Genomic DNA, 25,278 nt, shown 5'->3' with positions numbered 1-25,278 from the left:
CATGAATGACGCGCCGCTGATCGAGGTGAAGGACCTTGGCGTCCGGCTCAACACCAGCCGCGGTCCGGCGCAGGCGGTGCGCGGCGTCTGCTTTGCGCTTCGCCGCGGCGAGACACTGGGGCTGGTCGGCGAATCCGGTTGCGGCAAGTCGGTGACGGCGCTGGCGCTGATGGGCCTGTTGCCCGACAGCGCCGTGATCAGCGGCAGCATCCGGCTCGACGGTTCGGAGCTCATTGGTTTGCCGGATGCGGCCTATTGCAAGCTGCGCGGCAACCGCATCAGCATGATCTTCCAGGAGCCGATGACCGCGCTCAATCCGATGCACACGATCGGGCATCAGGTCGCCGAGCCATTGCGGCGTCACACCGGAATCTCGGCGGCTGCAGCGCGCGGCGAAGCGATCGCCTTGCTCGACCGCGTCGGGCTGCCCGATGCGGCAAAGCGCGTCGATGCCTATCCGCACCAGTTCTCCGGCGGCCAGCGCCAGCGCATCACAATCGCGATGGCGCTGGCCTGCCAGCCCGATGTGCTGATCGCAGATGAGCCGACCACCGCGCTCGACGTCACCATCCAGGGCCAGATCCTCGATTTGATCGCCGATCTCGTCGCGGAGCGCGGCATGTCGATGATCCTGATCTCGCACGATCTCGGCGTGATCGCCGAGAATGTCGAGCGCATGATGGTGATGTATGGCGGCACCGTCGTCGAAAGCGGCGAAACCAGCGCCGTATTCACGCGGATGGGCCATCCCTACACCCAGGGCCTGTTCCGCGCCCGCCCGCGGCTCGGTGCGCGCAAGGGGACGCGGCTGAAGACCATTGCCGGCACCGTGCCTGAATTGGCGGACTTGCCGGCCGGATGCGCCTTCGCCGATCGTTGCACGATCGCCGAGGAGCGCTGCCGCGCGGCGCTGCCGGCTGTGGTGGATGTTGGCGCGGCGCATGGCGTGCGCTGCATCAGGACCGATGTCTCGATGGCCGCCGGGGGCGTTGGCGCATGACGGTGCTGGAACAGGCATCACCCGCGCTTGCGACGCCGCTGCTCGAGGTGACGGATCTCGCGCAACGTTACACCCTGCCGCGTGAAAGCCTGTTCAAGCCGGCGGCGCAGGTGCGCGCGCTCAACGGCGTCACGGCGCAGGTCATGCCGGGCAGGAGCCTCGGCGTCGTTGGCGAGTCCGGTTCGGGCAAATCGACCTTTGCGCGGCTGGTGATGGCGCTGGAGCGGCCAACATCGGGCTCGGTGTTGCTGATGGGCCGTGATCTCAACCAGATGCCGCCGGATGAGCTGCGCCGCGCCCGCCGCGATTTCCAGATGGTGTTCCAGGATCCCTATGGCTCGCTCGATCCGCGACAGACCGTTGCGCGGATCGTTGCCGAGCCGTTGACCGCGCTCGGGCGCATCGATCGCGCTGGCTTGCGCGAGCGCGTCGCCGCGGTGCTGCGGCAGGTCGGGCTGCGCGATGCCGACATGGACAAGTTCCCGCACGAGTTCTCCGGCGGCCAGCGCCAGCGCATCGCGATCGCGCGCGCGCTGATCACCCAGCCGAAGCTGATCGTGGCCGATGAGCCGGTCTCCGCGCTCGACGTCTCCGTGCAGGCGCAGGTGCTCAATCTGATGCAAGACCTGCAGGACGAATTCGGTCTCAGCTACATCCTGATCAGCCACGACCTCGCGGTGGTCGATCTGCTCTGCGACGAGATCGCGGTGATGTATCAGGGGAGGATCGTCGAGCAGGGGCGGTCCGCCGATTTGTTCGCCCACAGCGCCCATCCCTATACGCGTGCGCTGCTCGATGCGGTTCCGCGCGCCCGGGCCGGTGGTATCAGGCGCCGCCGCGGCGCGCAGGCGATCGGCTCACAGGCATCGGCTGCGACCGGGTGCTCCTACGCGCCGCGCTGTCCCATGGCGGACCAGCATTGTCGCGAGACCGCGCCTGCGCTACGCACGGTGGGAGAGGCCCACCTGGCTGCCTGCCATCACGCCGAAGCCGTGATTTCACTGCCGCCTGTGGTCGCGGAGGCCGGTTAGTCCTTTGTGCGGGTTAGCCTAGGCTGATGGAAGAGCACGTTCGGGGAGCAGACCAATGTTGAGGAAATTGTGCGTCATCGCGGCGGCCGCCGCGCTCACCGCCGCGCCGCTGCCGAGCCTCGCGCAAGGCAAGAAGGACAGCGTCGTGATGGGCATGACGCTGGAGCCGCCGGGGCTCGATCCGACCAACGCGGCCGCCGCGGCAATCGCTGAAGTTACGCTCTACAACATCTATGAGACGCTGACCAAGATCAACGAGGACGGCTCGGTGTCGCCACTGCTCGCGGAGAGCTGGCAGGCGTCGCCCGATCTTAAGACCTACACCTTCAAGCTGCGCAAGGGCGTCAAATTCCACAATGGCGAGCCGTTCGATTCCGCGGCGGTGAAGTTCACCTACGAGCGCGCCGCGGCGCCGACCTCGACCAATAAGGACAGGAGCCTGTACCAGGCCTTCACGTCGGTGACGGCACCTGATGCGGAGACGATCGTGGTCGCGCTGAAATACTCCGAGCCGAACCTGCCGTTCCTGCTCGGCCAGGCGTCGGGCTCGATCGTCGAGCCGAAGAGCGCGCCGACCGATGCGACGCAACCGGTCGGCACCGGGCCCTACACACTCGGCAGCTGGACCAAGGGCTCGTCGATCACGCTGGTGAAATGGCCGGAGTATCGCAACGCCGCCGCCATCAAGCTCGCCAAGGTGACGATCCGCTTCATCGGCGATCCCGCTGCCCAGGTCGCGGCGCTGCTGTCGGGCGATGTCGACGCGTTTCCGCGGGTTGCGGCGGCGCGCAGCCTGGCGCAGTTCAAGGCCGATCCGCGCTTCAACGTCCTGATCGGCGGTAGCAGGGCAAAAACCATCGTCGGCATCAACGAGCGCAAGAAGCCGTTCGACGACGTCCGTGTCCGCCGCGCCATCCTGGCCGCGATCGACCGCAAGGCGATGATCGACGGCGCGGTCGATGGTTTCGGAACGCCGATCGGCAGCTTCTATGTGCCGGGATCGCTCGGCTATGTCGATACCACCGGCATCAATCCCTACGATCCGGAGATGGCCAAGAAGCTGCTGGCCGAGGCCGGCGTCAAGACGCCGCTCGAGCTCAGCCTGAAACTGCCGCCGCCGTCTTACGCGCGGCAGGGCGGCGAGATCCTGGCGGCGCAGCTCGCCAAGGTCGGCATTGTCGCCAAGATCGAGAACGTGGAATGGGCGCAGTGGCTGTCGCAGGTCTTCACCGGTCCGCACAATTACGACCTCACCATCGTCGCGCATGTCGAGCCGTTCGATCTCGTGAAGCTGACCGAGCCCGACTACTATCTCGGCTACAAGTCCGAGGCGTTCAACGCGCTCTACCAGCAGATCATGGCGACGCCGGCGGAGGCCGACCGCGCCAAACTGCTCGGCGACGCGCAGCGCATGCTGGCGACCGACGCGGTGGCCGGCTTCCTGTTCCAGCCGCAATTCATCTCGATCGCCAGCAAGAAGCTGAAGGGCGTGTGGAAGGAAGTGCCGCAATTCGAGAACGATTTCTCGACCTGGTCCTGGGAGTAATCTCACCGGCTGAGGTCAACGACCTCGGCCGGGCGCCAGGACTTGCGCGGTGCCGTCGCTTGACGCGCAGTCTCATTTTGCGTGCTGCGGCTGCGAAGGCGAATTCGTCCAGCCAACCCTGAAGGCGCCGGAAGTTACCGATATCACTTGGATTGATGCCGACGCGCGATCGCTGCGGTTCGGCAGCGCGAACCTATGCTGTTGCTGCTTCGCATTGAGCGCATCGATTGTCTTTATGAACGACAGCGCTAACATGAAACCCGTCCATCGATACCTGTCGTTGTTTTTTCATCATCTATTGCAGCGCAACCAGGCCATCAGCGGTGCGCGCTCGTGACGGCGGCCAGGCCTCGAAGGGGAAGTAGCAAACTCCATCCCTGATAGTGCAACCAAGAAATAACGGGGGAAATCATGACTGTGAAAGGGCTGGCGGCATTCGCCGCAGCGGTCGGCGTTGGCGTGTTGTCCACCGCCGCCATCGGACAGGAAGTCAAGCAGGAGAAGCAGTCGGTCCTGGGGAACGCCAATGTCCCCCCGGTGACCCAGGAGCAGCTCAATGCTGCCGACAAGAACGCAAAAGACTTCCTGCTCACCAACGGCAATTACGCCCAGACGCGCTTCTATCCGGGCAAGCAGATCAGCCGCGACAATGTGAAGAACCTGCACGTCGCCTGGATTTTCCAGACCGACGTCAAGGAGTCGCTTGAGACATCGCCGATCGTCGTCGACGGCGTGATGTATGTCACGACGTCGTTCAGCCATGTCTATGCGCTCGACGCCAAGACCGGCCAGCAGCTCTGGCACTATGCCCACAAGATGGGCCCGATCACCGTCTATTGCTGCGGCCCCAACAATCGCGGCGTCCAGGTGCTCGGCGACCGGGTCTATCTGGCGACGCTCGATTCCAAGCTGATGGCGCTGAATGCCAAGACCGGCGAGGTGGTCTGGACCACCAACATCGCCGATCCCGAGCTCGGCTACAGCGAGACGATGGCGCCGACCGTGGTGAAGGACAAGGTGCTGATCGGCACCAATGGCGGCGAGTACGGCATCCGTGGTTTCGTGCGCGCCTATGACGCCAAGACCGGCAAGCAGCTCTGGAATTTCAACACCATTCCCGAAAACTCCGTCGGTGTCTGGGCGACCAAGGACGCCACCGGCCGCGACATGCATCGCAATATCCAGGCCGAGAAGGACATGCTCGCCAAGATCGGCGATCCCTATGCCAAGCTCGGCGGCGGCGTGTGGCAGAACCCATCGGTCGATCTCGCGACCAATCGGATCTACTTCGTCGTCGGAAATCCGTCACCCGACCTCGACGGCTCGAACCGGCCCGGCGACAACCTCTACACCAACTCGCTGGTCTCGCTCGATCTCGACACCGGCAAGTATGTCTGCCACTTCCAGTACATCGCCCATGACGTCTGGGATCTCGACGCGGTCAGCCCGACGGTGCTGGTCAACGTCAAGGACAAGGACGGCAAGACCATTCCCGGCGTCATCCATGCCGGCAAGACCGGGCACATCTATGTGCACGATCGCAAGGACTGCAGCCTGATCCGCTTCTCCGAGGCGATGGTGCCGCAAGAGAACATGTGGGTGCTGCCGACCAAGGAAGGCGCGCGCATGCTGCCCGGCGCCAATGGCGGCGTTGAATGGTCGCCGATCGCGACCGACCCGGGGCAGGAGCTGGCCTACGCCATCAACCTGCACCAGCCGATGACCTACCACGTCGAGAGCTCGGCCTATCCGAACGGCAAGCTGTGGCTGGGCGGCGCCTTCAAGGTGATCCCGAGCGAGAAGCAGTCGGGCAACATCACGGCGGTGAACTACAACACCGGCAAGATCAAGTGGCAGGTCAAGACGCCCGAGCCGATGATCGGCGGCATCCTCGCCACCGCCGGCGGCCTGGTGTTCACCGGCGAAGGCAACGGCAAGTTCGCGGCCTACAATTCCTCCAACGGCAAGGAGCTGTGGAGCTTCCGTGCCGGCGCCGGCGTCAATGCGCCACCGTCGAGCTACATGATCGGCGGCAAGCAATATATCGTGGTCGGTGCGGGCGGTAACACCCAGATCGATTACAAGCGGGGCAACAACATCATCGCCTTCACGCTCAACTGAGCCGGGCGTGATGCATAATCACGTTCGCAAACATTGACGGCGAGGCGGGACCAGTTCGGTCCCGCTTCTGTTTCTTCGGATGAGCAGATGTTCGGCAGATTGATGATTTGTAGCGCCGCGCTGTTGCTGATGGCGGCCGAGGTGCGCGCGGAGACGATCGCGGAGAAGGTGCAGGTGTGCGCCGGCTGCCATGGCGAGAACGGCAAACCCATAGACAAGACCATTCCGACGATCTGGGGCCAGCAGGCCGGCTATCTCTATATCCAGCTCCGCGATTTCAAGCGCGGCGACCGCAAGAGCGAGATCATGCAGCCGATCGCGACGCAGTTCGAGCGCGACGACATGCTGGCGATCGCGGAATACTTCTCGCAGAAGCCATGGCCCGATCTCGGCCAGCCCAGTGCGCCCAAGGACGTCGCGGAGAAGGCGGTCAGCGCCAGCCGCTCGGTCGGCTGCCCGGCCTGCCATCTCGACCGCTTCCAGGGCGACGGCACGGTGCCGCGGCTTGCCGGCATGGGACGGGACTACCTTGCGAAAACCATCGCCGATTTCCGCACCCGCGCGCGCGGCAACAATCCCGGCATGTCCGACCTGATGCTGGCAACGTCACCCGACGACCTCGCCGCGCTGGTGGAGTATCTGGCGGGGCTGTGAGTGGGCGCGGGCGAGGGGGCGCGTCGCCTTCGCGATTGCTAGCGCGGCGTCAGCTCCTCGCGCAGCGCCGACAGGATGGTGAGGTCGGCGGCGTGCTTGCCGGCCTTGTCGGCCAACGCAGCATCGGCGCCATGGGCGAGCAGCGCCTTGGCAATCGCGGGATGATTGCCTTCGGCGGCGATCATCAGCGCGGTGCGTCCGCGCGCATCGCGATCGTCGACCCTGGCACCCGCATCGAGCAGATACGAAACAATTTCGAGCGCCTGCGCCTCCGGCACGGTCTCGTCGGGTCCGGCGGCCCACATCAAGAGCGTGAGATCGTTGGCGTAGCGCGCGTTGACGTCGATACCGAGCGCGAGCAGCTGCTTGACGATGCCGAGCTGGCCGCCGGCCGCCGCATACACCACCGGCGGCTTGCCGGTGTCGTCAGCCTTGCGGCCGTCGGCGCCGTGTGCGAGCAGCATACGCACCACCATGTCCCTGCCGGCATAGGCGGCGGCCGCGACCGGTGATGCGCCGCTGCGGCCGGTGAGATTGACGTCGGCGCCGCGGTCGATCAGGCGCTGCACGATCGCGGCATGGCCGCGCTCGGCGGCAAAATACAGCGCGGTCGATCCCGCGAGGTTGCGTGCATCGACCGGCGCGCCGCGCGCCAGTAGCAGGTCGACCATGTCGAGATGGCCGGAGCGGGCAGCGTGGCTCAGCGGCCGTGCGCCCAGCCGGTCCCGCGCATCGACCGAGGCGCCGTGATCGAGCAGCTCAGTGGCGAGATTGATGCAGTCGGCACTGGCGGCCGCAAACAAGGTCAGCGAGATCTCGACCGCGCTGAGCTGGGCCTTGTCGGTGTCGTATTTGCGGATCAGCTCGCGGCACCGCGCCGGATCGGCCGCCGCGAGGCTGCTCTGGATGCTGCCGGCAACAAGCAGCGCGGCGAGGGCGATGCGGCGATACAATACGTGTCCTCCGTATGGCCTGCTGACAGCATCGCCATTCGGATTGAGCGTCGCATGATCCTTCGTTGCTGCCAAGCCGCGCAGCGATCGAGAGCCGCGCAGCGCCGTTGTGCCGCGCGGCATTGTCCTGCCGCTCTAGCCGGTCTGTCCGGTACTCGCATTCGCAACGGCGCGCGCGACGTTGGCGATCACCTCGTTGCACTTGTCCATGGGAGCACTTGCCCCGGTCAGGTAGACCGTCACCACGATCGGCTTGCGGCCGGGCGGCCAGAACACGCCGATATCGTTATAGGTACCGCGCTCGCCAGTGCCGCTCTTGTCGCCAACCCGCCAGTCGCGCGGCACGCCGGCGCGCAGCCGGGCGTCGCCGGTCTTGTTGGCGACCATCCAGGCGATGAGCCTCTGGCGCGAGGTGGCCTGCAGGACATCGCCGATCACAACGCGCTGCAGATTCTTCAGCATCGCCACGGGGCTCGTGGTGTCGCGCGGATCGCCTGATACTCCCTCGTTCAGCGCCAGCTCCCAGCGGTCGAGCCGGCTCACATTGTCGCCGATGGTGCGGAAGAAGCTGGTCAAGCCGGCGGGCCCGCCGATCTCGCGGAGGATCATGTTGCCCGCGGTGTTGTCGCTCCGCGTGATGGCAGCCTCGCAGATCTCGGCAAGCGTCATGCCCGACGCGACATGCTCCTTGGTGACCGGCGAATTGGCCAAGATATCCTTGGCCTCGATTTGCACGCGCTGATCGAGGCTGGACTCGCCGCGGTCGACCCGGTGCAGCACCGCGGCCGAGGCCAGCGCCTTGAAGGTGCTGCACATCGGGAACCGCTCGTCGCCGCGCTGGCTCGCGCGCAATCCTGTCTCCATGTCGAGCGCGGCGACGCCGAGCCGGCCGCTGGTCGCCAGCTCGACGCGTGCAAATTCCTGCTGCAGCCGCAGCCCTGGCCCGCTTGGTCCCGCCGCTGCACTCCGTCCTGCCGCGGCGCTCTGTTCTGCCGCGGCGCTTGGCCGCGGCAGGGTGCAGGACATCGCAAGGCCCACCGCGCGCAATCCAAATGTCCGTCTCGTCAGCATGTCGATTCTCGTTCTCCGTTGGCGGCGCGAAACTGCCGAACGGCGCGACGATCGACAAACAATCATTTATACAGCCAGGCATGAGAAAAACTTGGTCATGACGCCGTGCGCCGGCATCTCCCGTTGAACGCATTGCGCGCCTTCGAGGCGTCCGCGCGGCTGTTGAGCTTCACCCGGGCGGGGATGGAGCTGCGCGTGACGCAGACCGCGATCAGTCACCAGGTCAAGCAGCTCGAGGAGCTGCTCGGCGCCAGCCTGTTCCGCCGCCTGCCGCGTGGGCTCGTGCTCACCGACGAAGGGCTGGCGCTGCTGCCGGTGTTGAGCGATGCGCTCGACCGGATTGGAGCTGCGATCGACCGTATCGAGGCCAAGGGCACGCGCGAGGTCGTCACCGTCGGCTGCGTCACCACCTTTGCGACCGGATGGCTGCTGCAGCGGGTCGACCGCTTCAAGCGCGCGCATCCCTATATCGACCTGCGCCTGCTCACCAACAACAACCGCGTCGACATCGCGGGCGACGGGCTCGATCTTGCGCTGCGTTTCGGCGACGGCTCGTGGCACGGCACCGAGGCGATCCATCTGTTGTCCGCGCCGCTGTCGCCGGTGTGCTGCCCCGATGCGGCGAGCCGGCTGCGCAAGCCGTCCGACCTCGCGCAGGAGTTTTTGCTGCGCTCCTACCGCGCCGAGGAATGGCCGCTGTGGTTTGCGGTGGCCGGCGCGCCGTGCCCAAAAATCCAGGGGCCGATCTTCGACAGTTCGGTTGCGATGGCCGAGGCCGCGGCGCGCGGCGTCGGCGTCGGGCTGGTACCGATCGCGATGTTTGGCAACGAGCTGGCGTCCGGCCGGCTGCTGCGGCCGTTCGCGGCAGAGGTCCCGGCGGGCTCCTACTGGCTGACCTGGCTGAAGTCGCGGGAGGTGACGCCGGGCATGCGCGCCTTCCGCGACTGGCTGCTCGACACGCTGCGGGCGGATGCGAGTGCGGCGGAGGAGGGGACGGATGCGTCCGCTTCACGGCCGAAGGCAAAAACGAAGGCCAAACCAAAGGCCAAACCAAAGGCCAAGACGAACGCCGCGAAGAAGCGGAGACGTTAATCGTCAAGCTTGCTTTTTATCCCGTCATCCTGAGGAGCTGCGGAGCGGCGTCTCGAAGGATGCACGGCCCGGCTGATGGCCGTCGATCCTTCGAGACGCACGCAAGAGCGCGCTCCTCAGGATGACGGTCGGGGAGCAGTGTGCGCTGCAGAGCAATCCCCGCTACGCCAGATGGCACGCCACGGAGTGGCCGTTGCTGCCCTCCAGCAGCTGCGGCGCGGTCTGCCGGCAGCGCTCTTCGGCGATCGGGCAGCGGGTGTGGAAGTGGCAGCCTTTCGGCGGATTCATCGGGCTCGGCACATCGCCCTTGAGCCGGATGCGCAACTTTTTTGCCTTGGGATCCGGCACCGGCACCGCCGAGAGCAGCGCCTTGGTGTAGGGGTGTTGCGGGTTGCGGTAGAGATCGCTGGCCTTGGCGAGCTCGACGATGCGGCCGAGATACATCACCGCGACACGGTCCGAGATGTGCTCCACGACCGAGAGATCGTGCGCGACGAACAGATAGGTGAGGTTCAACTCGGCCTGCAGATCCTCGAGCAGGTTGATCACCTGCGCCTGGATCGAGACGTCGAGCGCCGAGACCGGCTCGTCGCACACGATCAGCTTCGGCTCCAGGGTCAGCGCGCGGGCGATCGCGATGCGCTGGCGCTGGCCGCCGGAGAATTCATGCGGATAGCGCCGCATGTGGTCGGCTTTCAGCCCGACCTTGACCAGCAGCCTAGCGACGCGGTCCTCGCGCTCGCTGGCCGAGCTCACGAGGTTATGGATGATCAAGGGCTCGGCGAGGATCGTGCCGACCGTCATGCGCGGATTGAGCGAGGCGAACGGGTCCTGGAACACCAGCTGCATGTTGCGCCGCATGGCGCGCAGATCGCCGCCGCCGAGCCCCATCACGCTCTTTCCGTCGAACACGACCTCGCCCGAGGTCGGCTCGATCAGGCGCAGCACGCAGCGGCCGGTGGTCGACTTGCCGCAGCCGGATTCGCCGACCAGCCCCAGCGTCTCGCCGCGGTTGATCGAAAACGACACGCCGTCGACCGCATAGACCTGGCCGACCTCGCGCGACAACAGGCCGCCGAGCACCGGAAAATGCTTCTTCAGATTGCTGACGCGTAGCAGCGGTTCGCTCATGACGCGTCTCCGAGGTGGCAGGCCATGCGATGGCCGGGCGCGATCTCGCGCAGGCGCGGCTCCTGCTCGGTGCAGATGCTCATGGCGTGTTTGCAGCGGGGCGCAAAACGGCAGCCGGGCGGCGGATTGATCAGGATCGGCACCGAGCCGCCGATCGCCTCCAGCCGGGTCTTGTGCTCGGCGTCGAGATCGATGCGCGGGATCGAGCGGATCAGGCCCTGGGTGTAGGGATGGCGCGGATCGGCGAACAATTCGTCGACCCCCGCTTCCTCCACCACCTTGCCGGCATACATCACGACGACACGCTGCGCGGTCTCCGCCACCACGCCCATTGCGTGCGTGATCAGCATCACCGCCATGCCGAGGCGTTCCTTCATGTCCTGCAGCAGGTCGAGGATCTGCGCCTGGATGGTGACGTCGAGCGCGGTGGTCGGCTCATCCGCGATCACGAGCTTGGGCCGGCAGGCCAGCGCCATCGCGATCATCACGCGCTGGCGCATGCCGCCGGAGAACTGATGCGGATAGTGATGCACGCGGCCTTCGGCGTTGGGGATCTGCACCAGCTTCAGCATCTCGATGGTGCGTTCCAGCGCCTGCTTCCTGGTCACCGCCTCGTGGCGGCGCAGGCTCTCGGAGATCTGCTCGCCGATGGTCAGCACCGGGTTCAGCGAAGTCATCGGCTCCTGGAAGATGAAGCCGATCTCCTTGGCCCTGATGTCGTCGAGCTCGTGGCTGGTCAGCGGCACGAGGTCGCGGCCCTCGAAGATGATCTCGCCTGCGACGATCTTGCCCGGCGGCATCGCGATCAGCTTGAGGATCGACATCGCGGTGACGGTCTTGCCGCAGCCGGACTCGCCGACCACGCACAGCGTCTCGCCGCGGTTGATGCTGATGTCGACGCCGTCGACCGCCTGCAGGATGCCGTCGTCGGTGGTGAAATGGGTTTTCAGGCCCTTGATCTCGAGCAGCGCCATCAGATCACCTTGCGCGCGTCGAGCGCGTCGCGCAGCCCGTCGCCGATGAAGTTGATGGCGACCACCGCGATGAAGATCGCGCCGCCCGGAAACAGCGCCCAATGCGGGCCGATGTCGAGAAAGTCCTTGGCGTCATAGAGAATGCGGCCCCAGGTCGGGGTGTCAGGCGGGAAGCCGAGGCCGAGGAATGACAGCGTCGATTCCGCGATGATCGCGGCGGCGACGTCGATCGTGCCGGCGATGATCACGGGTCCGAGCGCATTGGGCAGGATGTGGCGCACCACCTGCCGCACCGGGCTCGCGCCGAGCGCGCGCGCCGCCTCGACGAATTCCTTCTCGCGCAGCGACAGGAACTGGGCGCGCACCAGGCGCGCGACCGGCATCCAGCGCAGGCCGCCGATCACCAGCACGATCAGGATGAAGATGCCGCCCTCCGGGCCGAACACCGCCCTCAGGCCGTCGCGGAACAGATAGATCAGCAGCAGCAGCAGCGGCAGTTGCGGCAGCGACAGGAACAGGTCGGTGAGCCACATCAGCCCGTAGCCGAGCGCACCGCGCGACATCCCGGCGAGCGCGCCGATCAGCGTGCCGACGAACACCGAGACCAGCATTGCGGCAAGGCCGACCGCGAGCGAGATGCGTCCGCCATAGATCATGCGGGCGAGCAGGTCCTGGCCGAGATCGTCGGTGCCGAACGGATGCGCCAGCGAGGGGCCCTGCAGGCCTGCCACGACGTCGACGTCGTTGATGGCGACGCGCCAGATGAATGGCCCGATCACGACGGCCAGGATCAGCACCGACAGCAGCACGGCGCTGACCACGGCCGGCTTGTGCCGGCGATAGCGGCGCCAGGTCTCGCGCCAGGGCGAATAGCCGCGCCGCTCAGCGGAAGGAGATGCGAGGGTCAAGCCAGCCATAGAGCACATCTGCGATCAGGTTGAACAGCACAACGAGGCACGCGAACACGAAGGTGACGGCCATGATGACCGGCGTGTCGTTGGCGAGGATGGAGGAAATCAGGAGCGAGCCGATGCCGGGAATCCGGAAGATCTGCTCGGTGACGATGGCACCGCCGAACACGGCAGGCATTTGCAGCGCAATCAGCGTGACGACCGGGATCATCGCGTTGCGCATCACATGCTTGACGATCACCTTGGCCTGCCCGAGGCCCTTGGCGCGGGCGGTGGTGACATAGTCGAGCCGGATGACGTCGAGCATCGCCGAGCGCACGAAGCGGGTCATCGACGCCGCCTGGAACAGGCCGAGCACCATCACCGGCATGATGGCCTGCCGGATCATCTCCAGCGCCCATTTGATCCCGCTGCCCGGCACGTCGGTGTAGACGAAGGGCAGCCAGTCCAGTTTCACCGAAAACACCAGGATGAACAGGATGCCGGTGAAGAAGGTCGGCAGCGAGAAGCCGATGAAGGCGAAGGTGTTGGCGATCTGGTCGAACAGCGAATAGGGCCGGGTGGCTGCATAGACACCGACCGGGATCGCAATCAGGAGCGCGAGCAGCTGGGCGGAGCCGATGATATAGAGTGTCGCCGGCAGCCGCTGCAGGATCAGCGTGTCGACATTCATCCGGCTGACGAAGGAAAAGCCCCAGTCGCCCTGCGCCATCGCCGCCAGCCAATGCAGGTAGCGGAGATAGATCGGGTCATCGAGGCCGAACTTGGCCCGAAGCGCGGCCTGCACTTCGGGCGGCACATTTGGATTGGTCGCGAGCTCGGAGAACGGGTCGCCGGGCGCGAGTGCGAGCACGACGAACAGCACCAGCGAGATTCCGAGCAGGCTCGGAATCGCGATCAGCAGGCGACGAAGGATATACTGACTCATGAGGGAGCAATCCGTTCGACTGACGTCGTCAGGCGTCCCTGTACCAATCCTGCAAATTATCCAGGTCGTTGGCCCAGCCGCTGATGACGGGGCGCAGCGTATTCGACGCGGCGCCGACCTTGATGCGGTGCATGACGGGAATCACCACATTGTCCTGCCACATCAGGTCATTGCACTTAATGTAAAGGTCGGCGCGCTTCAGCGGATCGATCTCGTTCTCGGCGGCATCGACCGCGGCATCGAAGTCCTTGTTGGCCCAGCGCGGGAAGTTGCCGCCCTGCCACTTGTTCTCCTTGGTCGCGATGTTGCGCGAATGATAGCGGCGCATGTGCAGCGCCGGATCGGGCTGGGTCATCGGAATCTGGAACATCTCGATGTCGGCGAAGAATTTTGCGTAAGTGTCGGGATTGGCGACGTCGGAGGAGAAGAACACCGAGGCCACCACCGATTTCAGCTCGACGTCGATGCCGGCCTTCTGGCAGGCCTGCTTGACGATCGCCTGGGTCTTCTGGCGTGGTCCGTTGATCGAGGTCTGGTACAGCAGTTTCAGCTTCTTGCCGTCCTTCTCGCGGATGCCGTCACTGCCGACCTTCCAGCCGGCTTCGTCGAGCAGCGCGGCTGCCTTCTCGATCGAGAATTCCCATTTGGTATTCTTGGAGACGAACTCCTCGGGGCCATTGAGGTAACTGGCTGTGGTGCGGCCGGCGCGGCCGTATATCGCCTTCTTGACGGAGTCGCGGTCGACCAGCAGCGCCAACGCCTGGCGCGCGCGGGGATCGGACAGGATCGGATGCTTGGTCTTCATCGACGACCGTTCACCGTCGACCTCGGTGTTCGGATCGGTGAAGTTGATGGCGATGAACTCGATGTCGCCGCCGGGCGCGTAGACGGTCTTGCCCTTGCCGCCCTTCTCGAGACGCAGCAGCACCTCGTCCTCGACCTGCATGTTCCAGGCATAGTCATATTCGCCGGTCTGGATGATGGCGCGCGCCGCCGAGACGGCATCGCCGCCGCCCTTCAGTTCGAACGTGTCGAAATAGGGCCGGTTCGCCATATGGTAGTCGGGGTTGATCTCGCCGCGGATCTGGTCGCCCGGCTTGAACTCGACGAATTTATAGGGGCCGGTGCCGACCGGTTTCAGATTGTTCGGCGCCTCGCGGGATTTGCTGCCCTTGTACTCCGCGAACAGATGCTTCGGGATGATGCAGCCATAGGCGCCGACAAAAGCGTTCGCCCAGAACGGGGTCGGCTTCTTGAACACGACGCGAATGGTAAGGTCGTCGATCTTCTCGACCGAGCTGACATCGCCATAGGAGCCGACGCTCACGGCCGCCGTCGCCGGATCGCTGCAATATTCAAAGTTGAACACGGCGTCATCTGCCGTGAACGGCTTGCCGTCGTGCCATTTGACGCCGGGCTTGAGTTTCCAGACCACCGACTTGGCGTCGGCGGCAAGCCCGCCGTTCTGGATCGACGGGATCTCCGCGGCAAGGATCGGATTGAGCTTGCCTTCGGTATCCCAGCTCGCGAGCGGCTCGTAGAAGATGCGCGAGCCGTCCTGGTCCTTGGTGCCGGTCGCGAAATGCGGGTTGAGCAGGGTCGGGCCCTGCCACCACAGCAGTTTCAGCGGACCGCCGCCGCCGCGCTTGGTCGGCTTGTACGGGCTGGGGCTCTGCGCCATCGCAACGCCGCCGAGGCTGAGGACCTGGTTCGCCATCGGAGCGGTGAGGCCGACGGCAATCATTCGCTTGACGAAGGCGCGGCGATCCATCCGCCCGTCCCTTACGTCGTCGATCATGCCACGCAGATTCTTGTCGAACATAGTCCCCTCGGTCCGGCTCACGTGTGATTGCGGCGGGCCGGGGAACCGGCCGCCGTCTTGGCGGCAGGATGGCACACCGAATGGCCGCCAAGGTCAACGGCTCCCGGGTCCCGGCGCATAGGTCTTTTGGCTATCGCTTGTGCAGAACCTCGCGCGGCCGCACATCGGTTCGGCATTTCGGTGCCAAAGCCCGTCTCTGCGCGCCTCGCCGTGCGGAAAATTTGTTCGTTATCCTTTGTTCCGAGATGCCTTTTTGTCACGCAGGCGCGTTTTCGAGCGAAGTGGATACCGGTTCGCGTCAAGAAAACGCGCCAAAACAAAAATCCAGAGCGTTTTCGAGTGAAGTGGATGCCGGTTCGCGTGAAGAAAACGCGTCAAAACAAAAATCCGGAGTTCGTTCCCGATCCAATCGGAACGGCGCTCTGGCCGGGCCCCGAGGAGCCCGGCCCGCAAATGTGGCGTCAGGCGACCGACATATCCAACGGCGGTGCAACATTCGCCGGCAGCGGACTGATATAAGGAGTTCGGGTGGTCCGCTTCTTCAGATCAGCCTTGGCGGCTTCGATCAGCTCCGGCTCCAGCAGCGCCTTGACGCCGAGGCCGGCCATCGCCTTGGCCGCCTGCACCATCGCCTTGTGTGCGGCCGGCGTCTTGCCCTGCGCCACAACCTGCCAGGTGTGGAACGGCGTGCCGATTGCAACCGTCGGTGCATGGACCTGCACGGTCGGCACCACCCAGCTGACGTCGCCGACATCGGTCGAGCCGATCAGCGGATTGCGCTTGGCGTCGATCGGCACCAGGAAATCGGCGAGCGGCCGGTCGGTCGGCTCCATGCCGATCGCGTAATATACCGAGGCGATGTCCTTGTCGGTCAGGGTCGCGCGGATCTTGCCGGCGAAATCCTTGTCGGCATCGTCGAAATGCGGCGGGCCGAGATCCTCCATGATCCGGTGCAGCGTCTGCTCCAGCGGCGTGTTGGGCAGGATGTTGGAGACCGCGGAGATGATCTTCATCTCGACCTTGGTCTCGGTCATCAGCGCCGCGCCCTGCGCGATCTTGTGCACGCGTTCGACCAGCTCGTTCATGCCGGGCAGGTCACGGGCGCGGATCGAGTAGCGCACGCGGGCATGGGCCTGCACCACATTCGGCGCGATGCCGCCGGTGTCGAGCAGCGCGTAATGCACGCGCGCGTCACTCGGCATGTGCTCGCGCATGTAGTTGACGCCGACATTCATCAATTCAACTGCGTCGAGCGCGCTGCGGCCGAGATGCGGCGAGGCCGCCGCATGCGAGGTCCGGCCGGTGAAGCTGAAATCGGCTCTTGTGTTGGCGAGCGACGGCGTCACCGCCACCTCCCAGAAACTGTGCGGATGCCAGGTGATGGCGATGTCGGCATCCTCAAAGGCGCCACAGCGCACCATGAAGGCCTTTGCCGCGCCGCCTTCCTCGGCCGGACAGCCGTAATAGCGCACCCGGCCCGGCACCTTGTTGGCGGCGAGCCAGTCCTTCACCGCGGTCGCGGCCAGCAAAGCGGAAGAGCCGAGCAGATTGTGACCGCAGCCATGGCCGTGGCCGCCGCTCTCAACTGGACGAGGTTCAGCGACGCCCGCCTCCTGGCTGAGGCCGGGCAGGGCGTCATATTCGCCGAGGAAGGCGATCACAGGCCCGCCTTCACCCCATTCGCCCATCACCGCGGTCGGGATGTCGGCAAGATTCTCGGTGATGCGAAAGCCCTGATGACGCAGTTCGGCCAGATGTTCGGCGGAGGAGCGTGCCTCGGTGTAGCAGACCTCGGGCATCGCCCAGACCCGGTCGCTCAATTCGATGAATCGCGGCGTGATCGTGTCGACGCCGCGCCAAACATCACTACGGTTGTCCATTTGCTTCGGTCCCTTAACTCGCAAGGCAATCTGAAGCGCAAAAGGCTAGCAGCTTGCCGCGACGCCGCCTAGCGCGCGCCGGCAGGGCAGGTGTTCCGCAGCGTCACGACTTGGTGTGCGCAGACGCATTTTGATGTCGTGGGAGCGGCACACGATTCCAGCAATCCGCTGCAACCTTTCGCAAGCGAATGTCTGCCTTGAGCGATCAGCCTGCCTTCATCTATGATATGCCTCGCAAGGACGTGGTCCGACGATGAACGATTCCATTCCGGCTCTGTTGCCGAGACATTCGGGCCACCAGTTCGTGCTCTATGCCGATTCCTGCTCGGGGGTCGCAGGCGCGCTGCATGAACGCACCTTTGCCTCGGTGAATGATGTGGTTCGCCGGCTGCATCCGCGGCCCGAATTCATCCTCTTTCCCGGCGACGAGATCATCGGCCTCACGGCGGACGCCGGCGCGCTGCGCGCACAATGGCGGCATTGGCTCGACACCGAGATGAGCTGGCTCGACCGGCGTGAGGTGCCGATGTGGCACACCACCGGCAACCACACCACCTATGACGCGATGAGCGAGGCGGTGTTTCGCGAGGTGCTGAAGCTGCCGCACAACGGCCCGTCCGGTCAGGAGGGCCTGTCCTACTGGGTTCGCCGCGACGATCTTCTGATGGTGTTCGTCCACACGCTGTGGAGCGGGCTCGGTGGCGAGGGGCATGTCGAGACCGACTGGCTCGAGGCGGTCCTCGCCCAGCACGGGGATGCCAGGCACAAGCTGGTGCTGGGCCATCATCCGGTATTCCCCATCAATGGTTACAGCGGCGCCTATCAGCGCGAGATCGGCCATGAATACAGCGCGCGCTTCTGGGATATCCTGGTGCGCGCCGATGTGACCGCCTATCTGTGCAGCCACATCCTCGCCTTCGACGTTCAGGTGCATCGCGGCGTGCTGCAGCTCTGCACGGCGGGGGCGGGCACCGCGCACCGGATGCCCGAAGGCGTCGAGTATCTGCATTGCGTGCAGGCTGCGCTCGATCAGAGCGGCCTTCGCTATCAGGTGCTGGACACCGAAGGCGTCGTGCGTGAGCGGCTCGCATGGCCGCTGCCGTCATTCGATCAGGCGTCGTGGTCGCCACTGCCGCGCGGGGCGAGCCCTGCGCCGTTATCCGGAGCCGCGCCGCCCGCGACGGCCATCGCCCTGAAATTGTCGGGCCGCACCGCCGCGGCCGCCGCCGCGCCACAAACGCTGCTCTGCACGCCCGCACCCGGGATGATCGCGCCGCTCTGGCTCGGATTGCGCGGGCCGAAACAGACGCTGACCTTGATCCTGGGACGAGAGCAGGTGCGCAGTCCTCATTACTGGATCGGTCCCGAACTCGGCGCGGACGCCGATTTCGCGCTCGATGTTGCCTTCTACCCCGATATGGGACCGGGCGGCGTGCTGTGGCGACGCAGCGGCGACACGCGCTGGACGTCGTGCACGGCGATATCGGCGACGGGGCTCGAGCGCTTTTCCTGGCCCGCGGTCTGGAGCGTCGGCTGCGGCGAGGGCGGGCCGGACGACCGGCGATATGCCGGGCCGCGGCTCGAGATTGCTGCTTCCGTCATCGCATTGTCGTGAGTGGACGCCGCGAAGGCTTCAGCGTGCGCTGACTGACAATGGTAGCGGCTTAGCCAGGCTCTCTCGGCTTCGTCCGCTCTGCGCTTCTCAATTCACGATCAATCAGCGTGCAGACCCGGCGCTGCGCCAGCAGGTCGAGCCGCGCGCGCGTGGTGCCTCGCTTGGTCTTGCCGTTGATGTCGAACGACCAACTCCAGGTGTCAGGTTCGATGTTGATGAGCGTGTATTCAATGTCCCGATGACGATAGATCAGCTTCTTCATGCCGTTTCTTTTTGTGAGCTGAGCCTGCATAGCCAGATCGCGAAGGCGTCTGTATCCGGACGACTACTTACGTAATTGGTCTAAGCGTCCGCATCACGGAATTTTCGCAATCACTGAGTTGGGGTCGTTGTCCAGTGGCTGCGTGAAAAATATTTCGGTTTATCGGAATGGAAACTTGGTGTATGGTCTGCCCGTCTCACCCGATCGAGGGGCGCTGCGCATCGTCACGGGTGTTGCGGTGAGATGCGGTGAGATGCGGTGGACGCGGAGCGTGCGAGAGACGAAAGCACGTCAAGCGGACGGTGAAGTCGTGCAGGCCTGACGCCCTAGTGGCAGGTGTCCTCTCGCAAAGCGCGCGAGCGCTTTTGCGAAGGCGGTGACAAACAAGCCCAGTCTCGCCGGGGAGAGCACGTATAAGCCGTAAGCCATCGCGCAGGGAAAGCCGGGTTGTTTCCGGTTACACCTGTGGTCCTACCCCCGAGCTTTCTACCATTGCTCGGGGCCCATGGGTGCGATCGGCACTCGGCTTTCCCTGCGCCCTCTGCTTGAGGAGAGGGCGGAACGAGATGCAAAGCTCGGACAAATCATGTCGCGAGAATGCGGATGTGTGACTCAAAAGTGGCGCAACAAATTCAGTGTCGTCCCGGCCTAGTGCGCAATTGCGCACGGGGGCCGGGACCCATAACCACCGAAGATGACTGTTGCGCGACGCTGGGGCCACAGCTTTCCTCACCAACCCAATCCTGTGGTTATGGGTCCCGGCCTTCGCCGGGACGACGGGTGGAGAGATCTCTGCTCAACGTGATCACAAACGTAATCCCACCCTTCACAAATTGATCACCCCGCGCCGCGCGGCATGGGCGACGGCGTCGGTGCGGCCGGTCGCGTCGAGCTTGTCGAGCAGGGAGCCGACATGAAACTTGGCGGTGTGGACCGAAATTCCGAGCCGCTGCGCGATCATCTTGTTGGATGCGCCTTCGGCCAGCAGCGCCAGCACGTCGAGTTCGCGCGGCGTCAGCTCGAAGTCGCCGGCGCCTGCGGCCTCGCGATTGCGGGCGACGATCGCAGCCGTTGCCTGCTCGCCGGGCGCGGCCAACCGCAGGCCGGCAACGCTGCCGAGCAGCGTCGCCAGCCGGTCGGCCAGCACGGGATCGTCGATCTCGAGCGCGATGACGATGTCGGAGGCCGGCTCACTGCTCACGTCTCGGGCCTCTCGCCGACCGTGACCTTGACGTTCAGCGGCTCGCCGCCGCGGTGCACGGTGAGCTCAACCACGGTGCCCACGCTTTGCGGTCCGAGACCGCGCGACAGCGCCCGCACGCCCGACAGTTTCTCACCGTTTACTGCAACGATCACATCGCCCTGGCGGATGCCGGCGGCGGCCGAGGGCCCGACCTTGTCGACATTCATCACCATCGCGCCGAGGCCCTCGTCGAGACGGACCGGCTGCAGCCCGACGCCGAGATATCCGCGCGCGATGCGGCCGCTTTTCTCCAGCTGCGTCGCGACCCGCTCGATGGTCGCGGCCGGTATCGTCAGCACGCGGCGCGGGCCGAGCACGGCCATGCCGAACGGCTCGCCCGCGGCATTCAGTGCAAGTCCGCCCTGCTGGCTGTACCGCAGCCGGACGTCGAGCTCGATCCGCGCGTCGATCTCGCCGCCGCGCAGGCTGCGCCAGGGCGCGCCTGATAATGAGACCATGCCGAGCCGCGCGGACGGCGCGCCGCGGTCGGCGGCGACGATCACCGCGAGCGATCCCAGCGCGGGGATCTCTGTGGAGAGCTTGATCGGCGCGACATCGCCGCCGACGCGCAGCAGCGCGACGTCGGTGGTGTGGTCGCGCCCAGTGACGGTTGCCGGCCTGCGGCTGCCGTCGGCGAACTGGATTTCGACCTCACCCTCGTCAGCAAGGGCTTCGTCGGCGGTGACGACAAGGCCTGCCTTCCAGACAAAGCCGGATGCGCGCGCGCGATGCGAATGCACGGAGACGACCGCGGGCGCAGCGCGCGCAATGGTCTCCGAAAGGGCTGACGACAGCGAGGCGAGGGTGGTCGGTTCGGTCATGGGAAACTCCGTTGGCTTCCCTCAATCTGGGATTTCGCGGCCGGCCGCGATACTGGCCGGATGGGCAGGGCCCGGCCACATCGTTCGGAACCGCCGCTCAGCTCAGCCGCTGCAGGGTCGCCTTCGGGGTCTCGCCGAACTTGGCGCGGTAGGCGCTCGCCATCCGGCTCAGATGGGTAAAGCCGAGGTCGAATGCAATATCGACGATGCGTTCGCCCGGCCGCGCCGTCTTGAGCCGGGCGTTGAGATGGGCGAGGCGGATGTCGAGCAGCATCTCGGACACGGTGGTGCCGAAGTGGCGGCGGAAGCCGAGTTGCAGCGCGCGGATGCCGGTGCCGGCGATCTCCGCGAGCTCGGCGAGGTCAAGCGGTTCGGTCGCGCACGTCTCCAGATAGGCCCGCACGCGCTTCAACGCCGCCGGCTGGGCCTCGGTGCGGCCGTTGAAGACATCGATCGCAGAACTCAGGCTGTGCCGCTGCTCGTTGAGCAGGACATTGAGAAACGACTCGCGCCAATCGGCGGCCGCGATCGCGGACAAGGTTTTGCGCGGCCCGAGCTGCTCGGCGAGCGTGACGAGTTGCTCGATCCTGGCCGAGAGCATCTGCCCAAGCGGCCCGGTCAATTCGACGGCGGGATCGAACTCGACCGGCCGGACCGCGACGCCGCCAAGCGCCGCGGCGCGATGCTCGACCAGCTTGCGGTCGAGCAGCACGATGAGCTGGGCGCAGTCGCCGCGCCAGGTCATCTCGGTCGGAATGGTCGGCGACAACAGAGAGGCGCAGCGTTGCGGCCCCGTGGTGAGCTCGCGCGCGGCGGTGCGGATCGAGGCCGAGCCCGACAGCGGCATCTGCAACAGGAAGAAGCGGTCGAGGCAGCCGGGATTGATCGCGACCGATCCGCCATAGGCGACATAGTTGACCGAAAACCCGTCGAAGCCTGCGCAATTATGGTGTGCGGAGAAACCGCGCTCGGAGTGATCGACCGGCGTCAGCTCGTGCGGGCAGAAGATGCGGCCGATCGCTTCGGCCGCATCGTCGACGCGCGCCGTTGCGACGCGCGCGAAGTCAGTGAGCCTCGTCCTTGTCGAACTTGCCCGTGCCGAAACCTCGTTGCCCGTCGCTGTCACGCCGGCCGTCCGGAGTTGTTTGAGGTCTAAAACATCATGCAGCCTAGTGCATCCGCCGGCAAAGGGGAACGACGTTTCGTCGCGCAATCTGCCCGATCGGCGCGCAGGCCGATGCGGCGGCATTGGGCAGGCGTCCTGCTCAGGGTTCCCGCATTGCAGCATGATCGTGTCGGGTCGAGATTCGTTTATCGGCTAGACAGCCCTTCCGGCTGGCGACAGGCTCCGTGTCCGCAAGACGCATCAAAACTGGAGAGGCTGACATGGGCACGCTCGAGAAAGGCATTACCCGAACCGGCACCGGCTACGGCGGCAAGACCTGGAATATTTTGGGCCAGGTCTACTATCCGAAGGCGGTCACCGACTCGACCTTCGCGTTCGAGACCAACAGCGATCCCGGCCAGTTCGTGCCGGTGCACGTCCACCCGACCCAGGACGAGTTCATCCTGGTGCAGGAGGGCGTGCTCGACCTCAAGCTCGACGGCGTCTGGGTGCAGGCCAAGGCCGGCGACCTCGTGCGCATGCCGCGCGGCATTCCGCACGGCTATTTCAACAAGTCCGACAAGCCGGCGCGGGCGCTGTTCTGGGTGTCGCCGATGCAAAAGCTCGAGGCGCTGTTCGACAAGCTGCACAATCTGCAGGATCCCGCCGAAGCGGTGCGCATCTCCGCCCAGCACGAGGTGGACTTTCTGCCGCCGGAAGCCAACGACTAGGACGACGACCGAACAGACATACGCGCGCAAGGCGGCAATCGCCGGAGCTGGCTGCGGCGATGACGGAGAGACGTGCGCCTTGAGGAAATTGGACCTGTTTATTCAATTCGGAGCGGTTTCATGGTCAAGCAGAAGCATGTGTGCGTGATCGGCGCCGGCATTTCCGGGCTCGCTGCGGGAAAGGCCTTTGCAGGCCGCGGCCACAAGGTGACCATCATCGAGCGCAGCGGCGATCTCGGCGGGGTCTGGGAGCCGGCGCGGTCCTATCCCGACGTGCAGACCCAAAGCCCGAAGGATCTCTATCGTTACACCGACAAGGCGATGCCGGAGGCCTATCCGGAATGGCCGAAGGGCCCGCAGGTCCATGCATACTTGCGTGACTATGCGCGCAGCCATGGGCTCGACGGCGCGATGCGGTTCGACACCAGCGTCGAGACCATGAAGCGCCGCGCCGACGGCAGACCGGGCTGGACGCTCGAACTGCGCTCGACCGACGGCGCCACCGGCCAAGAGGATTTCGACTTCGTTGCGGTCTGCACCGGGCAGTTCAACGAGCCGCAGACGCTGCCGCTTCCCGGCGAGGACGGCTTCAAGGCGCAGGGCGGCCAGATCCTGCATTCGTCGCAATACAGCGATCCGGCGCTGGCCAAGGGACGCAAGGTCGTCGTGCTCGGCGGCTCGAAATCGGCGACCGACATCGCCGTGAATGCGGTCAATTCCGGCGCCAGCGAGGTCACGATCGTGTTTCGCGAGCCGGTCTGGCGGATCCCCTATTTCGTCGGCGGCCTCGTCAACTTCAAGCGCATCCTCTACATCCGCGCGCAGGAGCAGATGTTCGCGAGCTGGGGCATCGGCCCGATGGCGCGCCTCGCGCATGCCGTTGCAAAGCCGTTGGTCTGGGCGAACTGGCGCGGGCTCGAGAGCATGCTGAAGATGCAGCTCAAACTCAAGCAATGCGACATGGTGCCGAAGGAGCGGATCGAGGACGGCGTCAACTGCTCGGTGCCAATCGCCACCCCCGATTTCTATCCGATGGTCGCCGACGGCCGGATCAAGGCGGTGCGCGGCACTTTCGATCATTATGACGGCAAGACCATCGTGATGAGCGGCGGCCAGCGTGTCGCTGCCGATATCGCGGTGCTCGCGATCGGCTACAAGCTCGGTGTGCCGTTCCTTCCCGAGGAGTATCAGAGGAAGCTGGTCGAGCCTGATGGGCAGTACCGGCTCTATCGGCTGATTGCCAATCCCGATCTACCCGACATGGGATTTGTCGGCTTCAATTCGAGCTTCTGCACCGTGCTGTGCGCCGATCTCGCCGCGAACTGGCTGGTACGCTATGCCGACGGCCAGCTCGCGCAGCAGCCGAGCGCGGCCGAGATGCACGACAACATCGCGATGATGCTGAACTTCAAGCGCGTCGAGCGGCCGGCGGCGGGCGTCTATGGCGGGCTCTGCGTCGCGCCCTACCACTTCAAGCATTTCGACGAGCTGTTGGCTGACATCGGCACCAAGGCGTCGCGCCGCAACCCGCTCGTCGAAAAATTCACGCCGCCGGACGCGGACGCCTATGCGCGGTTCCTGGCGACCGCGCCGGAGTACAAGGCGGTCGCGTAGTGCCGATGTGGTTCAGTCGCGGCCCGCGTCGAGGAAGGCTTGCGCGAGGCGCTCGGGGTTGGAGAAGCACAGCTCGTGGCTGCCGGGCACCTGGACCAGGCGGAACAGCCCGAGCTTCTCCGACAGCCGCGGGTGCCACGGCAGGCTATGAGGCATCGCCGTATCCTCGGTGCAGTTGACGTAGGATTTCGCGATTGGCATCTCGGCCGGATTGGTCTTCAGCGCGATCTTGTCCTGGAAGGTCTTCAGGGGATGCGGGTTGAGCTTGTCATAGGCGCGTTGCGCCGTTTCGAGGTCGGCGTCGTTGATGAAGGCTTCGCGCCAGATCGGGAACGGCAGCACCACCGATCCGTCGCCGCGCTCGGCGTAAATGGCATCGAACAGGCCGCGATAGTGCGACGGCACCATGTCGTTGAGGCATTCGCCATTGTTGGGCACGAAGGCGTTCCAGTAGACCAGCCGGCGGATGCGATCCCCCGCGGCGTCGGCAACGCCGGTGATGACCATGCCGCCATAGCTGTGGCCGACCAGCACGATGTCCTTCAGGTCATGCTCGGCGAGGTAGTCCACGATCGACTGGATCGCCTCGGGGAGGCCGCTATCCTTCCTGTCGCCGGAGCGGTTACCCCTGATGGTCGGGGTGTGGACGACATGGCCGTCCCTGCGGATCGCAGCCGCAACCGGCTCAAACTCGGCGCCGGTATGCCAGGCGCCATGGACGAGAACATAGGTCGACATGTTGTACCTCCCTGCGTGGTTTGGTTAGATCGATT

Annotated in this window: 23 protein-coding genes; 10 read left to right on the top strand and 13 right to left on the bottom strand. The window is 65.3% G+C overall.

Going from position 1 to position 25,278, the window contains the following annotated elements:
- The first annotated feature begins 1 nt into the window (after nucleotide 1).
- The 6 genes from G6P99_RS37320 (at nucleotide 2) to G6P99_RS37295 (ending at nucleotide 6,352) form a co-directional block, all read left to right on the top strand.
- On the top strand, nucleotides 2-1,000 hold the full coding sequence (locus G6P99_RS37320) for an ABC transporter ATP-binding protein (RefSeq protein ID WP_035976680.1): 999 nt from the start codon (nucleotides 2-4) through the stop codon (nucleotides 998-1,000).
- Entirely contained in the window at nucleotides 997-2,031 is a 1,035-nt protein-coding gene (locus G6P99_RS37315; protein WP_051346158.1) for an ABC transporter ATP-binding protein, read from the top strand. Before G6P99_RS37320 ends, G6P99_RS37315 begins: the two co-directional genes overlap by 4 nt.
- Nucleotides 2,032-2,086: 55 nt before the next feature.
- The gene (locus G6P99_RS37310; RefSeq protein ID WP_029080365.1) at nucleotides 2,087-3,577 is read left to right on the top strand and encodes an ABC transporter substrate-binding protein; all 1,491 of its coding nucleotides are present in this window, start codon (nucleotides 2,087-2,089) and stop codon (nucleotides 3,575-3,577) included.
- A 49-nt stretch (nucleotides 3,578-3,626) separates the two neighbouring features.
- Entirely contained in the window at nucleotides 3,627-3,914 is a 288-nt protein-coding gene (locus G6P99_RS37305) for a hypothetical protein (protein WP_156928526.1), read from the top strand.
- 74 nt (nucleotides 3,915-3,988) lie between these two features.
- A complete protein-coding gene (locus G6P99_RS37300; RefSeq protein WP_084518417.1) occupies nucleotides 3,989-5,698 on the top strand; it encodes a pyrroloquinoline quinone-dependent dehydrogenase in 1,710 nt (569 codons plus the stop codon).
- A gap of 87 nt (nucleotides 5,699-5,785) precedes the next feature.
- Nucleotides 5,786-6,352, top strand: a complete 567-nt coding sequence (locus G6P99_RS37295; protein WP_245284632.1) for a c-type cytochrome — start codon at nucleotides 5,786-5,788, stop codon at nucleotides 6,350-6,352.
- A gap of 38 nt (nucleotides 6,353-6,390) precedes the next feature.
- On the opposite strand, the gene G6P99_RS37290 is transcribed toward G6P99_RS37295, so the two are convergent.
- Together G6P99_RS37290 and bla are read right to left on the bottom strand one after the other, a co-directional pair.
- Complete coding sequence (locus G6P99_RS37290) at nucleotides 6,391-7,305, bottom strand: ankyrin repeat domain-containing protein (RefSeq protein WP_165125714.1); 915 nt, start codon at nucleotides 7,303-7,305, stop codon at nucleotides 6,391-6,393.
- A 135-nt stretch (nucleotides 7,306-7,440) separates the two neighbouring features.
- The gene (gene bla, locus G6P99_RS37285; protein WP_246709731.1) at nucleotides 7,441-8,376 is read right to left on the bottom strand and encodes a class A beta-lactamase; all 936 of its coding nucleotides are present in this window, start codon (nucleotides 8,374-8,376) and stop codon (nucleotides 7,441-7,443) included.
- Nucleotides 8,377-8,481: 105 nt separating this feature from the next.
- On the opposite strand from bla, the gene G6P99_RS37280 reads away from it, so the two are divergent.
- On the top strand, nucleotides 8,482-9,468 hold the full coding sequence (locus G6P99_RS37280; protein ID WP_165125712.1) for a LysR family transcriptional regulator: 987 nt from the start codon (nucleotides 8,482-8,484) through the stop codon (nucleotides 9,466-9,468).
- 162 nt (nucleotides 9,469-9,630) lie between these two features.
- On the opposite strand, the gene G6P99_RS37275 is transcribed toward G6P99_RS37280, so the two are convergent.
- The 6 genes from G6P99_RS37275 to G6P99_RS37250 form a co-directional block, all read right to left on the bottom strand.
- Nucleotides 9,631-10,599 (bottom strand): ABC transporter ATP-binding protein, encoded by a 969-nt coding sequence (locus G6P99_RS37275; RefSeq protein WP_029080360.1) that lies wholly within the window; start codon nucleotides 10,597-10,599, stop codon nucleotides 9,631-9,633.
- Complete coding sequence (locus G6P99_RS37270; protein ID WP_156928531.1) at nucleotides 10,596-11,576, bottom strand: ABC transporter ATP-binding protein; 981 nt, start codon at nucleotides 11,574-11,576, stop codon at nucleotides 10,596-10,598. The genes G6P99_RS37275 and G6P99_RS37270 overlap by 4 nt, the downstream gene beginning before the upstream one ends.
- Nucleotides 11,573-12,490: an ABC transporter permease gene (locus G6P99_RS37265; RefSeq protein WP_029080358.1), complete on the bottom strand. Its 918-nt coding sequence runs from the start codon at nucleotides 12,488-12,490 to the stop codon at nucleotides 11,573-11,575. Before G6P99_RS37265 ends, G6P99_RS37270 begins: the two co-directional genes overlap by 4 nt.
- Nucleotides 12,456-13,412, bottom strand: coding sequence for an ABC transporter permease (locus G6P99_RS37260; RefSeq protein WP_029080430.1), 957 nt, complete (start codon nucleotides 13,410-13,412; stop codon nucleotides 12,456-12,458). The genes G6P99_RS37265 and G6P99_RS37260 overlap by 35 nt, the downstream gene beginning before the upstream one ends.
- A 28-nt stretch (nucleotides 13,413-13,440) precedes the next feature.
- Complete coding sequence (locus tag G6P99_RS37255; protein ID WP_029080357.1) at nucleotides 13,441-15,234, bottom strand: peptide ABC transporter substrate-binding protein; 1,794 nt, start codon at nucleotides 15,232-15,234, stop codon at nucleotides 13,441-13,443.
- 461 nt (nucleotides 15,235-15,695) lie between these two features.
- On the bottom strand, nucleotides 15,696-17,114 hold the full coding sequence (locus G6P99_RS37250; protein ID WP_165125710.1) for a M20 family metallopeptidase: 1,419 nt from the start codon (nucleotides 17,112-17,114) through the stop codon (nucleotides 15,696-15,698).
- A 253-nt stretch (nucleotides 17,115-17,367) separates the two neighbouring features.
- Here G6P99_RS37250 and G6P99_RS37245 point away from each other — a divergent pair, with 253 nt between their 5' ends.
- Nucleotides 17,368-18,729 (top strand): metallophosphoesterase family protein, encoded by a 1,362-nt coding sequence (locus tag G6P99_RS37245; RefSeq protein ID WP_029080355.1) that lies wholly within the window; start codon nucleotides 17,368-17,370, stop codon nucleotides 18,727-18,729.
- A 49-nt stretch (nucleotides 18,730-18,778) separates the two neighbouring features.
- Here the strand turns inward: G6P99_RS37245 and G6P99_RS37240 are convergent, their stop codons facing one another.
- The 4 genes from G6P99_RS37240 to G6P99_RS37225 form a co-directional block, all read right to left on the bottom strand.
- Nucleotides 18,779-18,991, bottom strand: a complete 213-nt coding sequence (locus G6P99_RS37240) for a hypothetical protein (protein WP_029080354.1) — start codon at nucleotides 18,989-18,991, stop codon at nucleotides 18,779-18,781.
- Nucleotides 18,992-19,817: 826 nt separating this feature from the next.
- The gene (locus G6P99_RS37235; protein WP_029080353.1) at nucleotides 19,818-20,192 is read right to left on the bottom strand and encodes a response regulator transcription factor; all 375 of its coding nucleotides are present in this window, start codon (nucleotides 20,190-20,192) and stop codon (nucleotides 19,818-19,820) included.
- Nucleotides 20,189-21,055, bottom strand: a complete 867-nt coding sequence (locus G6P99_RS37230) for a S1C family serine protease (RefSeq protein WP_029080352.1) — start codon at nucleotides 21,053-21,055, stop codon at nucleotides 20,189-20,191. The genes G6P99_RS37235 and G6P99_RS37230 overlap by 4 nt, the downstream gene beginning before the upstream one ends.
- Before the next feature lie 97 nt (nucleotides 21,056-21,152).
- Nucleotides 21,153-22,181 carry an AraC family transcriptional regulator gene (locus tag G6P99_RS37225; protein ID WP_165125708.1) on the bottom strand — a complete coding sequence of 343 codons (1,029 nt, stop codon included), beginning with the start codon at nucleotides 22,179-22,181 and terminating at the stop codon, nucleotides 21,153-21,155.
- A gap of 260 nt (nucleotides 22,182-22,441) precedes the next feature.
- Here G6P99_RS37225 and G6P99_RS37220 point away from each other — a divergent pair, with 260 nt between their 5' ends.
- Both G6P99_RS37220 and G6P99_RS37215 read left to right on the top strand, forming a co-directional pair.
- Nucleotides 22,442-22,891: a cupin domain-containing protein gene (locus G6P99_RS37220; protein ID WP_029080350.1), complete on the top strand. Its 450-nt coding sequence runs from the start codon at nucleotides 22,442-22,444 to the stop codon at nucleotides 22,889-22,891.
- A gap of 120 nt (nucleotides 22,892-23,011) precedes the next feature.
- A complete protein-coding gene (locus G6P99_RS37215) occupies nucleotides 23,012-24,505 on the top strand; it encodes a flavin-containing monooxygenase (RefSeq protein WP_029080349.1) in 1,494 nt (497 codons plus the stop codon).
- Nucleotides 24,506-24,517: 12 nt separating this feature from the next.
- On the opposite strand, the gene G6P99_RS37210 is transcribed toward G6P99_RS37215, so the two are convergent.
- A complete protein-coding gene (locus G6P99_RS37210) occupies nucleotides 24,518-25,243 on the bottom strand; it encodes an alpha/beta hydrolase (protein WP_029080348.1) in 726 nt (241 codons plus the stop codon).
- Nucleotides 25,244-25,278: the final 35 nt, after the last annotated feature.

It is taken from the genome of Bradyrhizobium sp. 6(2017) (genome assembly GCF_011058295.2).
GTDB classification, from domain to species: Bacteria; Pseudomonadota; Alphaproteobacteria; order Rhizobiales; family Xanthobacteraceae; genus Bradyrhizobium; species Bradyrhizobium septentrionale.
The sequence above is the reverse complement of the archived record's forward strand: the minus strand, read 5'-3'. Positions and strand labels throughout refer to the sequence as shown.